We start from the raw sequence: 12,612 nt of genomic DNA, 5'->3' as shown, positions 1-12,612 counted from the left end.
CGGGGAAAATATGTTTAGTGATGGAATGTTCAAAATATACGGCGTAACGAATAAGGCCCGTATAATGCTTTGGATAATGATGACTGCCCTTGCTGCTTTTTTAGTGTGGGCTTGTCTTTTTGAGCTTCAAGAGGTTGCAGTAGGCGAAGGTCGAGTTATTCCTTCAATGAAAGGACAGATCGTTCAGAACCTTGAAGGCGGAATTATTGAAAATCTTACAGTAAAAGAAGGTGATACAGTTAAAAAAGGTGATGTATTAGCCACTCTTGACATGAAATTGTCTCAAGCTAAATTTGATGAAACCTCATCAAAAATTATCACGCTGCAAGCCCGAGCTGCGCGTATTGAAGCGGAAATTAACGATGCGGATAAGATTGATTTTCCAGCAGATGTGTTAAAATTTAAAGAGGTAACGCAACGTGAAACAAACCTATTCACGGTTAATAGGCGTGCATTTAAAGAAAACATTTCAAATATCCAAAACCAGTTAAATCTCGCTGAGGAACAAATTAAAATAGCCCAGCCCCTCATGCAAAGTGGCGCGGCAAGCAAGACCGAATTGCTACGTCTCCAACAAATCGTTGCTGAGCTCACTACCAGTCTTGGCGCTAGTCAAAATCAATATCTTGTGGCGTTACGAGATGATTATACCAAAACCATGAGCGAATTGGAGCCGCTAATCAAAAGCCTCGGAGGCTTAAAAGACCAACTTAGCCGCAGAGTTATTACATCCCCAACAGAAGGCATTGTTAAAAATGTCAATGTTTCTACTATTGGTGGTGTTATAGCACCTGGCGGAATCTTGATGGAAATTGTACCGCAGGACGATCAATTGGTAATTGAAGCCAAGATCACCCCTCGTGACATTGCTTTTATCCATGATGGACAAAGTGCTAATGTAAAAATTTCTGCTTATGACTCTGGCGTATATGGATCTATGAAAGGCAAAGTTATTTATATTTCACCAGATACTATTGAAGATGAAGCAGATAAGCGCGTTCGCTACTATCGTGTCCACGTACAGACAGATCAAAGCTATATTGATGTAAAAGATAAAAACCATCCTGAAAAGGATCATAAATATTCAATTTTTCCCGGTATGGTAGCCACAACAGAAATTAGTACAGGACAAAAGACCATAATTGCTTATTTGTTAAAGCCTCTCAACAGAGCTGGCGAAGCTTTACGCGAACGCTAATTTTATCAATCGTCAATTATTGAAACTACAAAATGCCGCATGTTTATTGCGGCATTTTTTATTAGCTCCCCTCCGCCCTTAGAAGAAGCATAAATATAATTTCAAAACGGGTTCAAGAGACACCTTAAAACTCGCTCATCTCTCACGCAATTATTATTATTTGGTATTATTAACCTCATGAATACTATTTCTTTAGCCGCTCGATTAACTGACAAATGCATATGATGTAAAATCATTCGGTCTGCTAATAAAAATAACGGCATAGATCATATGGTTAAGAAAAGAAAAATAAGCAAATTTTGTAATAGCTGCAAAATAAATTACTCTTTTATGTGGTCATTTCAACTGTAATCATAGATTGATAACGCTTTCAGCGTAGCCGTATTCATTATCTTATTAATGGGGACAAAAAGCATGATTGAAATTTGCAAATAAATCAGGGGTTTTTGTCCACAAATAAACTGCAAACATGACTAAGCCAAGAGCGATAAGTGCTGCATTAAACTTGAAAAGCTTAAGAGATTTATTCATGAATAATAGCCTTTTCATTAACAAAGAAATGCACTGCTACACCAACTAGACTTAGAAAAATTGCAAAAATCCATATATTTGTATAATTTCCAGTCAGGTCATGGTTGACACCACCTAACCAACCTCCGAAAAATGATCCTACTTGATGGGTAAAAAAGACAAGGCCAACAAGGGTGGTTAAATAACGCACTCCAAAGATGTTGGCAACAATATTATTAGTTAGCGGCACGGTCGAGAGCCAAAGGATGCCCATCACCGCGCCAAATAAATATACCGAATAAGTGGTTAAGGGCATAGTTAGAAAAATAATTATAGCCACTCCACGCAGACCGTATAGTGCCATTAACAAATGCGGCTTTGAATATTTATCACCAAGCCAGCCAGCTAAATAAGTTCCAACGATATTAAATAGACCAACAAGCGCCAAAAATATTGTGCCCGTCGTATTATCAAAACCATTATCAATTAAATAGCCTGGCATATGAATACCGATGAAAACAACTTGGAAACCGCAAACAAAAAAACCTAAAGATAAAAACAAAAATGGCTTATATTTGATAGCGATACCAATTACTTCTTTTAATGAGGCTTGCTGTTTATTTTTCGCTAAAGAAGCAGCGCCTTTAGACGACTGAGGATTTTTTAATAAAAATGCCAATGGTATAATTAATGCACTTAATACAGCACTGATAAGCAAGGATGTCGACCATCCATAGTTTTGTATTAAAAGCAATGTCGAAGGCAGCAAAATAAATTGTCCCAAAGACCCCGCAGCACTAGCCATGCCCATCGCTAAGCCGCGTTTTTGCACGGGTGCCGCACGCCCAACGGCAGAAAGCAATACAGAAAAAGACGTTGCCGATAGCGCCACCCCTAAAATAACACCAAGGCTTAAGTTCAACATTATCCCAGATGAGCTGATGGCCATTAACATTAAGCCCAAACTATAGAGAACACCGCCAATAAGGACGGTTCTTTTGGCGCCATATTTGTCAGAAAACGCCCCGGTAAAAGGTTGCACTATTCCCCAAAGAAGATTTTGCATCGCAATAGCTAAGCTGAAAACATTATGGCCCCAACCAAATTCATGGCTCATAGGCACAAGATATAGGCCAAATCCATGACGAATTCCCAAAGACAAAGCTAAAATAATGGCGCTGCCGATGATGATGTACATAAAATTTGGCTAAAACTTTTCTGTCGACATATTAGACCTTATTATTCTCAAATCCATTTAACAGGGGAAAGTCAGCTGTGATTAATCTTGGTTTTTAAAATTGTATAGGCTGTTTAAATAGATTATAAATGAAATCTATTTTAATGCAATTTCTATTTTTAGATGCATTTTACGGGTAAATTATCGTTTTTATTTATTTTTTGATTTAATATTTGGAGGCTTTATGCCAAGAGTTTCAAAGGACAAAATGATCCAAAATCGCGCAAGAATAGAAAAAACAACCGCGAAGCTCATCAAAGAAAAGGGGCTAAAAGTTAGTATCGCGGATCTTATGAATGCATCTGGTTTAACCCATGGTGGTTTCTATAAGCATTACAGCTCAAAAGATGAATTATTGATCAAGATTTGTTCGCTCGTGTTTAACGCTTCAAACGAAAAATGGCAAAAAAGAGTAAAAGACGCACCTTCGCAAGCAGCGGCGCGGCAAGCGATAATAGAAGGCTACTTGTCACAAGAAAACAAAAACAATGTTGCTGAAGGTTGTCCTATATCATGTCTCGCCATGGATATTTCGCGTAATGACACCAGCGAAATGATTAAAAATTCTTTTAAGCAGGGAATAGAACAACTTTTAGCTATTCTTACCACGTTAGAAGACAGTGATACAGCTAAAGACGACGCAATCTATGATATATCTGCAATGGTAGGGGCGCTACTTTTAGCAAGGGCGACCAACGGCGAATTATCCGATCGTTTTTTATCAACGGTCAAGTCAAAATTAATTACAAATAAATAAAATTCAAGAATGGTTTATAAGACTAAAAATGTAAAAAATTCAATTTGAATTCAAATTTGGTTCACTGAAAAACGTTCTTCAATATGCTTACCATCTATGGCGCTCTAAAGAAATCAGGCACAATTTCATTGGTTAAAGCTTCAAAGGTTAATGCCTAATAAGCATTAATAAAGCATAGGCCCCTATCCTAATTTACGATTTTTGCACCAACAGCTTACAAAAATCTGAAAAAGTTCTAAATTATTATACTATTAAAAATATTATAATAAATATAGATACTAATATAAATTAAAATATATTTTTATTAAAGCAAATATTACTGTGCAATATAGATATAAAAGAGTAATATCTCATTTCAATTAGACAATAGGGAATAATTTAATTTTACTATAACAAGGGAGGATCTTCAGCATTTGGCTAAAAATGTTAAGACACCCTCCAACCAAAGTCATCCACGGATAATAGATACTCCGGACGATATTGCTTACCTTCCGCCAAAAAATAAAAACTGGCTGTTTGATCGCCTCATTAAGCTTTACAGCAGACTTTGCAATTTATATAATTTTGAAGGTGCTCTTGGCAGTATATTTTTATTTCTACCGGTTATTGCTGGCAGTGGTTCCATTTGGTATTTCAATCTAGTCTATGAACCATCATTAATTTATCTCCTTATATTATTGCTGTTAAGTCTTCTAATCTTTGCGCTTTTGCGTCATAGCCGATCGTTGCGTTTATTTGCACTTACCCTTGTCATTTTTAATGCTGGCGCCATTGCAGGCAAGGTGGAAACTATTCGAAAAAATACACCTATCATTGCTAATACCTCAACAACCACGATTACAGGTCGAGTATTATCACTTGATAAAGGCGTTAAAGGCGACTACCGTTTAGATCTTCAAGTTTTAGCAAGTGAAAACCCCGCGCTTCCCTTTGCCCCTGATAAGATACGTTTAACTGCACGGAGCTTACCCGCTAATATACTTATAGGCGATGGACTTTATGGGCTTGTTCGCTTGCGCCCTCCTAGCGGCCCGTCACGCATCGGCAGTTATAACTTTTCGTTCCATAACTATTATTCAGGTATTAGCGCCCAAGGTTTTTTTATGGGCGAACCACAAATAATTTCCGTTTCAGCGCCAACCAATATAACCCAGCGGCTTTTTTTAGCCATTGCGACCCTACGCAGCAACATGACCGAACGGATTAATAACGCGATTGGTGGCGAGGCTGGTGCGGTGGCCGCTGCATTGATTACCGGACAAAGGGGCGGCATTAGTGATGATACTAATGAAGCGTTGCGGGTTTCTGGGCTCTCCCATATTCTTTCTATTTCCGGCCTACATATGGCAATGGTAACTGGTATGATTTTGGTGGTGGCTCGCCTTATTTTATCCTGCTTTCCATCTTTTGCTATGCGTTATCCAGCTAAAAAGCTAGCAGCCATCATTGCGCTATTTGCTGCAACATTTTACCTTATTTTATCTGGGGCAGATGTTGCCGCACAGCGCTCTTATGTGATGGTTGCCGTTATGATGATTGCAATCGTATTTGATCGCTCCGCCCTTACCATGCGAAATATTGCCATTGCTGCACTGATTACAATTATTATTTCTCCCCATGAAATTCTTGGACCTAGCTTCCAGATGTCCTTTGCTGCAACAGCGGCACTAATTGCGGTTTTTGGCTGGTGGAGCAATCGAGAGAAAAAACAAAATGGAAAAATAGTTAAAAAGAATTTTCTATATAAATTTGTTTTGGTGCCAATTGTTTCAACCGCAGTAGCCTCTTTAGTCGCAGGCTTTGCTAGTGGAATTTTTGCAGCCTATCATTTCAACAATACTGCGCCACTTGGAATTTTGGGCAATGGGCTTGCCTTTCCTATCATGTCTATATTGGTGATGCCCTTTGCACTTATGGCAGCAGTTTTAATGCCACTTCATCTTGAATGGCTACCATTACAAATTATGGGAGCTGGCGTCGATATCGTAAAAAAAATTGCATTTTGGGTTTCCTCTATTTCACCAGACTTTAATACCAACATAATTAATGAACATGATTTAATATTTTTAACTTTGGGTCTAATTATACTTTTTTTCTTACAAACGCGATTAAGGCTACTTGGACTTATTCCCCTTTGTGTTGGTATGTTGCTTACTTTTAGCTCACCAATTCCAAGCATATTGATTTCTGAAGATGGCCGTCTTGTTGCATCTTTTACTAGCAACCATAAATTTGCAGTCAATCAGGAAAGGACACCAAGTTACCTTGTCAATAACTGGCTTAGCAGTTTGAAGTTAAAACCTGGAGATATCATACCAGTAAACAGCCAAGCCCCATTTGGTTTTACCTGCACAGAATTTATTTGCCATCTAAGTTTAGAAAGCAACAAACAGCTAACAATCATCGATAATCCAAATTTTTTAAAGGAAAACTGCAACAAAGCAGATATTATATTTTTGAACTATGTCAGCACGAGCTATCCAAAACTCAGCAATGAAAGTTGTAAAGCAAATGCATTACTGATTACAAAGCGCGATATTGCACTTAATGGTACGGCTGAAATTTATAATGAAAATGGAGAGTTTATTATCAAATGGGCGTCGGGATCTCCTCAACGCCCATGGAATGATTATCGTAAAGCTTCTAGAGTAGCTCTAGGCATTAATGATTAAAAAACTCAATTCTTGCAATATTCAGACATTTGAAGTTAAAAATTGATCCATTCTTTGCCATTGCTAACTTTTTCAATATCTTCATTTGCACATTTTTTTATAAGATCACACACTTTGTGCACGCCTATCTTTAAATCAGGGGCAATTTCAACAAGCGGTAACAATACAAAACATCGCTCACTAATACGTGGATGAGGAAGCGTTAAACTATCTGATTTAAAATATTCAACCCCTTCAAAACTCAATATATCGAGATCAATCGTTCTTGGTCCCCACCGCTCAAGACGCTCTCTTTTAAGGCTTAACTCAACTTTCAAACATTGGTCCAAAAAACTCTGCGGATCAAGACGAGTATGAATTAAAGCGCAACTATTATAAAACCATGGCTGATCAATATTTCCCCATGGCGGTGTTTTATATAGAGATGATATATCTAATAGCTTATTATCTTGTGTTTCAATCAGCTTTCGTAATGCCTTTGCCATATTATGCGGCACATCTCCAATATTACCACCAAGGCCAAGCCAAACTTTTTTATAGGGATTTTCTGCTTCAACATTCATTATGCGCCAGCCCTTAAAAAAGCATCCGCAATTAAAAGCGCATCCTTATTCACTTCAATATTATGAACACGAAAAACATCAAAACCTAGATTGCGCATTAATACTGACGTGGCTGCTGTTGCAACATCGCGTTGATCGGCGATATCTATGTGGGCAACGCTGCCTATAAAACGTTTGCGTGATGTACCAGCCAATAAAGGATAGCCTAAGACATGTAATTCATTTGCCCGTTTCATCAGAGTCATGTTTTCATCAACAGTTTTTGCAAAACCAAAACCTGGGTCAAGCACAATTGCCTCATCACCAATACCAGCATTTTTTGCAAGCTTAAGTGATTCTGTTAAAAAATGGATTTGATCTTTGATAACATCACTGTCGCGCACCCGTTCGCGCCCGGTGTGCATTATAACAACCCCTGCCCCGGTTTTTGCAACAATATCAGCCATATCGGCATCCTTTTGTAGCCCCCAAACATCATTGATAATATGTGCCCCTAATGCAACACATTCAAACGCAGTTTGCGCATGATAGGTATCAATCGAAATAACGCAGTTTGTTTCCTTTACCAAAGCCTTTACAACGGGTATAAGCCTATCTAACTCAGTTTCCACATCTATCGGTTCTGCACCTGGTTTTGTAGTCTCAGCACCAATATCAATGATATCTGCACCTGCTTCAATCATTGCTTTGGCTTTTTGAACAGCAATAACTGGTTGATTAAAGCGGCCACCGTCAGAAAAAGAATCTGGGGTTACGTTTAAAATTCCCATTAATATGGACTTAGGTCCTAAAATAATTTCTCGATTATGTGCACATTTCCAAATTTTATTCATAGAATTTACTTTTTTTAAGAGATTCTGTTTTATCAATAATAATTACACTTCTATATAATAATTTTACACTTGTCCTCAACTACTCATATCCCGCATTTCAGGAGTATCGGTTAATGCGCATGCTTCCCACAATAATTTTAGCAGCCTTCTCTGTTGTCTGCTTGGCGCAATCCGCATCTGCATCAAAAATTTATCGTAAAGATAGTTTTTATACAATTTCCGGAAATACTGCGGCTGAACTTGATCGCTCAATGTCAGGGAGAGGTCCATTTTTAAAAACGACAGGTAGTCGCCATCCCGGTGCCACGCGCTTAAAATTTGTGCCTAATATTAAACTTGTAAAGGATGGACGCTATTGTAAAGTTGCAAGAGCTGACATTGATATTCAGGCTAACGTATTGCTTCCACGCTGGAAACAGCGCAACTCAACACGATCAGCTGAACTTGCCATTATTTGGGATGTTTTATACCGCGATATTCGTCGCCATGAAGAAAGCCACATTATTATCGCTCGCGCCCATGCCAGCGAAATGGAGCATGCTATTCGCTCTCTTTATTATCGTAAAGACTGTAAAGAATTACAAGCAGACATCAATAAGGTTGTCAATCGCATCATGCGCAAACAAGACCGTGCGCAAGCTTATTTTGAGCGCGTTGAAACCCTTAACTTTGAAAAACGTTTTTCACGGCTGCTTAACTATCGCTTGCAACAGCTAGAAGGCAAATAAGCCTAAAAAATTGCAAAAATTAAAAAGCCCTTTTCATCAACGAAAAGGGCTTTTTATTTGTACATAGTGTTAGATATTTTATTTACGATGCAAAAATACCGTTACCACAGGCTTTTTACCCCAAATTTCATTGACTGCGGAACGCACTGCTCTGCGTGCAGATTCACGAACAACTTCGCTATCGCGGCGACGTTGTTTTGGAATAGAGCCAATTGCATCTTCAACCCGATCCATTAGCAAGTCTTCCATCAACTCACCACGACCGTCAGTTTCTGGTACCCCATAAGCCACAAGGTCAGGCGCACTTGCTAAATCAAAATTTTTATCCATTAGCAAGGATACAGCAACATGGCCTACATAGCTTAGCTTGCGGCGCTCGCGAATGCCAAGTTCATCCTCATCACCAAGGAGATATCCATCTTTATAAATACGCCCCACAGGCACTTCATCAATAATACGTACTTCACCGGGAGCCAATAAAAGCATATCGCCATTGCGAATTGACGCAACTTTCTTAATGCCCTCTTGTGCACCCAAAGCTGCATGGGCTGTCAAATGCGCTGCCTCGCCGTGAACTGGAACAAGAACATCTGGACGCACCCATTTGTACATTTGCCGCAATTCATCACGGCGTGGGTGCCCAGATACATGAACAAGGCCATTACGTTCAGTTACCACTTCAACGCCGCGATCAATTAATAGATTTTGCGTTTCTATAATGGCTTTTTCGTTACCCGGAATAGAGCGTGATGAATAAATCACCATATCGCCAGCGCCAAGTTCAATATCGCGCATTTCATCACGCGCAATCTTAGCTAATGCTGCCCGTTGTTCGCCTTGAGATCCTGTAAGGATTATAACGATCTTATCACGCGGGATATAAGGATAATCCTCTTCCGATAAAAATGGATCAAGTCCTTCCATCATTCCAAGTTCTTGCGCAACTAAAACACTGCGCTTCATTGAGCGTCCAAGTAAAAGCACCTTACGCTCTGCGTGCTGAGCCGCAACCGCAATAGATTTAATACGACCCACATTTGATGCAAATGTTGTAATCGCAACTCTTCCCTTAGCATTGCCAATGATAGTTGCCAAGCTTTCGCTAACTGCTGTTTCGGTTGGCGAAGTGCCCTCAACCATAGCATTGGTTGAATCACAAATAAGCGCAAGAACACCTTCATCACCAACTTGGCGAAACCTAGCTTCATCGGTAGTATTGCCTAGCGTTGGTTCTGGATCAATTTTCCAGTCGCCTGTATGAACTACATTACCAAGTGGGGTACGCAACACTAAAGAGACAGGTTCAGGAATGGAGTGGTTAACGGCAACAGCCTCAACCTCAAAAGGACCAACTTGAAAACGCTCGCCAGCTTTGAATAAGGTCAGCGGTACTTCATAGGATTGGTAATCTGATTGCCGTTTGGTTTCCAACATGCCGGCGGTAAAAGCAGTGCAATAAACTGGGATTTTTAACCTTGGCCATAAATCAAGCACAGCACCATAATGATCTTCATGAGCATGGGTGATAATTAACCCACGTATATTATGGCGCTCACTTTCTAAAAATCTGATGTCCGGCAAAATTAAATCTGCCCCAGGCAGGTCTGGCCCTGCGAAACTTACCCCCATATCCACCAACAACCACTCGCGGTCATCTTCAGCGCCATAACCATATAGCGCAAGGTTCATACCAATCTCGCCTACACCACCAAGTGGTAAAAAGACAAGCTCAGTGCCATCTTGAACGGCCATTTATTGCTCCCTTTTGTCAGCATTATTAAAATCCATCATTTAAAATGCTGCATATTTAGTTTTACTCATTAATTCAATATCGACATCATCTGCGAACAGCTCATAGCTATGCAGAGAGATAAGCTACAAATTTAACTGCGCCTATGTTTCATTTCTTCACACTGAAAAAAGCATAGATGCAGCCAGAAAATTTTAGCTTTAAAATGCAACCATCCCATAAGCCTATAAGATGGCTGGCTACAAAACTTAGCGCAAACGCTTCATTCTTGGTTCGGAAAGCTCGCCAGCAAGACGGCGATCAAGATATTCAGAACAATCATCAATTAATTCTTCAACACGACCGGTAAAGAAATGGTTTGCACCTTCTAAGGTCTTTTGTGTGATTGTAATACCCTTTTGGGTTTTTAATTTATCGACCAAAGATTGCACATCTTTTGGCGGTGCAACCTTATCCGCATCACCGTGAATGATAAGCCCTGATGATGGACATGGCGCTAAAAAGGAAAAATCATAAGTATTAGGCTGCGGCGCAACTGAAATAAAACCTTCGATCTCAGGGCGGCGCATTAATAATTGCATACCGATCCAAGAGCCGAAAGAATAGCCCGCTACCCAGCAATTGCGTGAATCTGGATGCAGCGATTGAACCCAATCCAACGCGGCAGCAGCATCAGATAATTCACCTGCTCCATGGTCAAACTCACCTTGGCTACGACCAATACCGCGAAAGTTAAAGCGTAGTGTGGTAAAATCGCGCTCTTGAAACATATAAAACAGATCATAGATGATCTTATTATTCATTGTGCCACCAAATTGTGGATGAGGATGCAAGATAATCGCAATCGGGGCATTTTTTTCTGATGAAGGTTGATAGCGTCCCTCAAGACGCCCTGCAGGGCCGTTAAAAATAATTTCAGGCATCCATTACTCCAATAATTCGCTAAATCTTAAATTAGCATGGTGTTATTCAGCTCAATATTAACGCTTACTCACTCACACTTTAAATAACTTAAAGATTGTTGGAAAAATCCACTTTTCTTAAAAAAATCATGTTTGATAACTGGTAAACATATCGCTATTTGTTAAATAGGCGTTATGCTATGTATTTTTCAAGAAAATTACGCAGTAAAACCGATAAAAAGCATAAATTTTATATAAATGGATTGAATTAATGGCCAAAAGCCGCATTTATCTCGATTTCAATGCCACAACTCCGCTAAGCGATTCTGCTAAAACTGCTTTAATGCAGTCTTTTGAGCATTTTGGTAATGCCTCCTCGGTTCACAACGAGGGAAGAACAGCTAAAGCGCTCATCCAAAGCGCACGACGGCATATAGCGGAAAGCCTTAATGCAAACATTGATAATATTGTATTCACATCGGGAGCAACTGAAAGTGCGGCACTCGCCCTCACTCCACAGTATATGATGGGACGCAGCCCTGTTTTATTTTCAAAGCTTTATATTGGTTCAACTGAACATCCTTGTGTTTTAGCCGGTGGACGTTTTGATAAAGCAGATATAATTACTATTCCAGTTGATGAAAATGGCTTGATTCATTGTGATATTTTGGAAAATGAACTTGCAAACCACGATAAATCTGCTGGATTACCACTTGTCAGTATTCAATATGCCAATCATGAAACTGGCGTCTTGCAACCAATTGGTCAAATTGCCGATATTGTAAAACAAGCTGGCGGTGTTTTTATTGCCGATATTGTGCAAGCCTATGGCAAAACGCCGCTTGACCTTGCGGAGCTTGGCGCAGATTTCGTCTTTGTAAGCGGTCATAAATTGGGCGCCCCCAAGGGTATTGGCGCGTTAATCGCAATGGGCAGCGTTTTAATGCCTAAAGCCTTACTCACTGGCGGCGGTCAAGAACATGGTCACCGCAGTGGCACACAAGCCGTTGGTATGATTAGTGCTTTTGGTGCAGCAGTAGAAGACATCAAACGACACGACAACGAAAATAATCGCCTAAAAATTCTACGCGATCACCTTGAACGGGGATTAAAGCAAATTTCTCCCGATTGTATCATCCATGGGAAAGCAACAGAGCGATTACCGAATACAACATTTTTTTCAATTCCGCAGATGAAAGCTGAAACATTGCAAATTGCTTATGACCTTGCTGGAATTGCAGTTTCAGCAGGTTCTGCTTGCTCCTCAGGAAAAGTATCCAGTAGCCCTATCCTAAAAGCGATGAATTATCATAATGACAATGGTGCCATAAGAGTTTCCACAGGCTGGACCACAGAATTACATGATATTGACACTTTTTTAGCTGAAACACAAAAAATTGTCAGCAGAAGCAAAAAAATCACGCAAAAGCCTTGAATTTTTTTAGAATAGTTTTAAAAACAA

General features: G+C 39.6%; 10 protein-coding genes. 5 read left to right on the top strand and 5 right to left on the bottom strand.

The window, feature by feature from the left end; genetic code table 11:
* Nucleotides 1–10 precede the first annotated feature (10 nt).
* Entirely contained in the window at nucleotides 11–1,198 is a 1,188-nt protein-coding gene (locus tag N6B01_RS05105; protein WP_182419221.1) for a beta-barrel domain-containing protein, read from the top strand.
* A gap of 523 nt (nucleotides 1,199–1,721) precedes the next feature.
* Here N6B01_RS05105 and N6B01_RS05100 read toward each other — a convergent pair.
* Nucleotides 1,722–2,906, bottom strand: coding sequence for an MFS transporter (locus N6B01_RS05100; RefSeq protein ID WP_262080212.1), 1,185 nt, complete (start codon nucleotides 2,904–2,906; stop codon nucleotides 1,722–1,724).
* 223 nt (nucleotides 2,907–3,129) lie between these two features.
* Between N6B01_RS05100 and N6B01_RS05095 the strand changes: the two genes are divergently transcribed.
* Nucleotides 3,130–3,702, top strand: a complete 573-nt coding sequence (locus N6B01_RS05095; protein ID WP_262080211.1) for a TetR/AcrR family transcriptional regulator — start codon at nucleotides 3,130–3,132, stop codon at nucleotides 3,700–3,702.
* Between the two features lie 413 nt (nucleotides 3,703–4,115).
* Nucleotides 4,116–6,374, top strand: a complete 2,259-nt coding sequence (locus N6B01_RS05090; protein WP_262080210.1) for a ComEC/Rec2 family competence protein — start codon at nucleotides 4,116–4,118, stop codon at nucleotides 6,372–6,374.
* 35 nt (nucleotides 6,375–6,409) lie between these two features.
* Here the strand turns inward: N6B01_RS05090 and folK are convergent, their stop codons facing one another.
* Together folK and folP are read right to left on the bottom strand one after the other, a co-directional pair.
* The gene (folK, locus tag N6B01_RS05085; protein ID WP_262080209.1) at nucleotides 6,410–6,937 is read right to left on the bottom strand and encodes a 2-amino-4-hydroxy-6-hydroxymethyldihydropteridine diphosphokinase; all 528 of its coding nucleotides are present in this window, start codon (nucleotides 6,935–6,937) and stop codon (nucleotides 6,410–6,412) included.
* Nucleotides 6,937–7,770: a dihydropteroate synthase gene (gene folP / locus N6B01_RS05080; protein ID WP_262080208.1), complete on the bottom strand. Its 834-nt coding sequence runs from the start codon at nucleotides 7,768–7,770 to the stop codon at nucleotides 6,937–6,939. The genes folK and folP overlap by 1 nt, the downstream gene beginning before the upstream one ends.
* A 113-nt stretch (nucleotides 7,771–7,883) precedes the next feature.
* Between folP and N6B01_RS05075 the strand changes: the two genes are divergently transcribed.
* The gene (locus tag N6B01_RS05075) at nucleotides 7,884–8,498 is read left to right on the top strand and encodes a DUF922 domain-containing Zn-dependent protease (RefSeq protein WP_262080207.1); all 615 of its coding nucleotides are present in this window, start codon (nucleotides 7,884–7,886) and stop codon (nucleotides 8,496–8,498) included.
* A gap of 78 nt (nucleotides 8,499–8,576) precedes the next feature.
* Here the strand turns inward: N6B01_RS05075 and N6B01_RS05070 are convergent, their stop codons facing one another.
* Nucleotides 8,577–10,250: a ribonuclease J gene (locus N6B01_RS05070; RefSeq protein ID WP_182419215.1), complete on the bottom strand. Its 1,674-nt coding sequence runs from the start codon at nucleotides 10,248–10,250 to the stop codon at nucleotides 8,577–8,579.
* A gap of 246 nt (nucleotides 10,251–10,496) precedes the next feature.
* Nucleotides 10,497–11,171 (bottom strand): alpha/beta hydrolase, encoded by a 675-nt coding sequence (locus N6B01_RS05065; RefSeq protein WP_182419214.1) that lies wholly within the window; start codon nucleotides 11,169–11,171, stop codon nucleotides 10,497–10,499.
* Between the two features lie 250 nt (nucleotides 11,172–11,421).
* Here N6B01_RS05065 and N6B01_RS05060 point away from each other — a divergent pair, with 250 nt between their 5' ends.
* Nucleotides 11,422–12,585 (top strand): cysteine desulfurase family protein, encoded by a 1,164-nt coding sequence (locus N6B01_RS05060; protein WP_262080206.1) that lies wholly within the window; start codon nucleotides 11,422–11,424, stop codon nucleotides 12,583–12,585.
* The last annotated feature ends 27 nt before the right edge of the window (nucleotides 12,586–12,612 follow it).

Source organism: Bartonella sp. HY406 (assembly GCF_025449315.1).
Lineage (GTDB): Bacteria > Pseudomonadota > Alphaproteobacteria > Rhizobiales > Rhizobiaceae > HY038.
This window is presented reverse-complemented; position numbering and strand designations above follow the sequence as displayed.

What these genes read in the sequence shown, in the direction of transcription:
- folK (WP_262080209.1), bottom strand. Translation starts at nt 6,937, where the DNA reads ATGAATGTTGAAGCAGAAAATCCCTATAAAAAAGTTTGGCTTGGCCTT.
- N6B01_RS05065 (WP_182419214.1), bottom strand. Translation starts at nt 11,171, where the DNA reads ATGCCTGAAATTATTTTTAACGGCCCTGCAGGGCGTCTTGAGGGACGC.
- N6B01_RS05075 (WP_262080207.1), top strand. Translation starts at nt 7,884, where the DNA reads ATGCGCATGCTTCCCACAATAATTTTAGCAGCCTTCTCTGTTGTCTGC.
- N6B01_RS05100 (WP_262080212.1), bottom strand. Translation starts at nt 2,906, where the DNA reads ATGTACATCATCATCGGCAGCGCCATTATTTTAGCTTTGTCTTTGGGA.
- N6B01_RS05070 (WP_182419215.1), bottom strand. Translation starts at nt 10,250, where the DNA reads ATGGCCGTTCAAGATGGCACTGAGCTTGTCTTTTTACCACTTGGTGGT.
- folP (WP_262080208.1), bottom strand. Translation starts at nt 7,770, where the DNA reads ATGAATAAAATTTGGAAATGTGCACATAATCGAGAAATTATTTTAGGA.
- N6B01_RS05105 (WP_182419221.1), top strand. Translation starts at nt 11, where the DNA reads ATGTTTAGTGATGGAATGTTCAAAATATACGGCGTAACGAATAAGGCC.
- N6B01_RS05060 (WP_262080206.1), top strand. Translation starts at nt 11,422, where the DNA reads ATGGCCAAAAGCCGCATTTATCTCGATTTCAATGCCACAACTCCGCTA.
- N6B01_RS05095 (WP_262080211.1), top strand. Translation starts at nt 3,130, where the DNA reads ATGCCAAGAGTTTCAAAGGACAAAATGATCCAAAATCGCGCAAGAATA.